We start from the raw sequence: 2,498 nt of genomic DNA on the forward strand, positions 1-2,498 counted from the left end.
TGTAAACGCTAAAATAAAGTGAGCAGTTTTCTACAAATAAGATTGAGCAGTTTTCCTCTTACTAAATCACTTCCTTTATACTTAATTGTATAAATGGAAAGTGAGGAAATTGGAGTGAAAAGGTTTATGATCCATATGAAAATCTATGAGCTATATGAAATGGGCTTTTCGAAGTCTGCTATTGCAAGAATGTTAACTATTTCAAGAAATACCGTTGCTAAGTATTTAAAAAGTACATCGGAGGAGTTTGAGGAATATTTAATCACTTTGCAGACTCGTAAGAAAAAGCTAGATCCCTATCGGGATATTATTCTTGGATGGTTAAAGCGTTATCCAGATCTAAGTAGTGCACAAATTTATGACTGGTTGAAAGAGAAACAGGGAATACAAGAAGATGATATTGCTGAGAACACTACAAGAAACTATGTAAATGACTTACGTGCTGCTTATCATATACCAAAAGTTTCTGTACAGAGAGTTTATGAAGCCGTTCCAGATAGTCCTATGGGTTTTCAAGGACAAGTAGATTTTGGGCAAGATTTGGTAACTGCTTATGATGGATCAAGAAAAAGACTTTATTTTATTGGGTTTGTATTATCCCATTCTAGGTTTAAGTACATTGAATTCTTAGATAGACCTTTCCGAACAATCGACTTAGTTCGCTGTCATGAGAATGCCTTTGAATTCCTTGGAGGAATGCCTGAAGAATTGGTTTATGATCAAGACGCTTTACTCTCAATAAGTGAAAACGCTGGAGATTTGTTATTCACAAAGGAATTTGATAATTACCGAAAGCTTAGAAAGTTTAACATTTATTTATGTAGAAAAAGTGATCCCGAATCAAAAGGAAAAATAGAACAAGTGGTTAAATTTGTGAAGCATAATTTTATGAAAAATCGGGAGTTCCATGACATTCATTTGTGGAATCAACAAGTTATTCAATGGCTTGAGAGAACCGGAAATTACAAAGTGCATCATAATACGAAAAAAAGACCTTCTGAAGTGCACACCGTCGAAAAGCTGCACCTTAGAAAAGTCTCTTCCAAATTCTCTTTCGAGAATTCCCTTACGGAAAGTATAACAAGAACAATTCAAAAGGACAATGTCATTCGCTTCGAATCCAACCGCTATTCTGTACCTGCTGGTACGTATGATATGAAAACTAAAAATATAGCCTATTTAGAATTAACTACAGATAGCTATTTGAACATCCGATTACAAGTATCTGGACCAGTTATTGCTAGACATCTCATTAGTAATTCAAAAGGTCAACTAATTTATGATCCATTGCACCATAAAAAAACTAACTCAAAGAAAATGTTATTAAGAGAGGAAATTGAGCTTGCATTTTCTAATAATGAATTGATTTCTTGGTTCTTGGATGAATTGAATAAGAAGTATCCCAGACACTTAGTGGATCAATTTAAAGTATTACAAATGGTTATTCGAAATCATCCTGATTACATAGAAGAAGCATTAGAAACAGTAAAAGCTTTGAATATGATTAGTGCAAATGATTTTAGAGACATTGCTTTTACGCTACATAAAGAGTCACAAACTCAAACTAAACAAGTAAGTGTAGAGTCATCGAAATATCAACAATACAAGGCTTCAGAACGATCAGAAGATTACTATATTCGATTATTATCTGGAGGTAAAACATCATGACATCTCCAATTGAACTATTACAAGATAAATGTAGAACATTGAGACTCGCTGAGACTGCAAAAGAGCTACCTGCTCTTTTGCGCAATGCGGAATCGAACAGTTGGACTTATCACGAATTTATAAACGAACTGCTAACCTATGAAATGGTGTGCAGGGAGAAAAAGACTATTCATCGTTTAATGCAATGGGCGGACTTTCCCTACCAAAAAACATTAGATGATTATCGACTGGAAGAACAAAATGTGATTGGGGAAAGGCAATTTAAATTATTAAAAGACCTTAATTGGATTGAAGAAATGTTTACACTGATTATAATGGGCCCTCCTGGGACAGGAAAAACACTGTTGTCCGTAGGACTAGGTACTTTAGCTATTGAAAAAGGGTATCAAGTTTCCTTTGTCTCAATGGGAGAACTTATTTATATCCTAAAGAGTCGTGATTACGTCAGTAAATCAAAAACTCGATATAAACGTATTACTACATCCGATTTAATCATCATTGATGATGTTATGTATATGACCGTAGATCCGAAGGAAGCAAGTCTTTTCTTTCAATTTATCTATGATATGTATGACAAAACAGCATTTATATTAACGTCGAATAAAGGACCCAATGAATGGGGTAAATTCTTAGGGGATACTACACTGACCACAGCTATACTAGATCGTCTTCTTCATCGGAGTGAAATAATCTCCTTCGGAGAAGACGAGGAAAGTTTGCGTATGAAGTACAGGAAAACTTTGTTTCCTGAAGTAAGTGCTCAAACTTAATTGTGGAAAATTGATTAAACTTATTTTGTGAAAACTGCTCAATTCTACTTGACGGTTACA

General features: G+C 34.3%; 2 protein-coding genes. Both read left to right on the plus strand.

Going from position 1 to position 2,498, the window contains the following annotated elements:
* Positions 1 to 126: 126 nt before the first annotated feature.
* Positions 127 to 1,668 carry an IS21 family transposase gene (gene istA, locus BMZ04_RS21700; protein WP_093277813.1) on the plus strand — a complete coding sequence of 514 codons (1,542 nt, stop codon included), beginning with the start codon at positions 127 to 129 and terminating at the stop codon, positions 1,666 to 1,668.
* Entirely contained in the window at positions 1,665 to 2,438 is a 774-nt protein-coding gene (gene istB, locus BMZ04_RS21705) for an IS21-like element helper ATPase IstB (protein ID WP_093277816.1), read from the plus strand. Before istA ends, istB begins: the two co-directional genes overlap by 4 nt.
* The last annotated feature ends 60 nt before the right edge of the window (positions 2,439 to 2,498 follow it).

The sequence above is a fragment of the Psychrobacillus sp. OK032 genome (assembly GCF_900111345.1).
Lineage (GTDB): Bacteria > Bacillota > Bacilli > Bacillales_A > Planococcaceae > Psychrobacillus.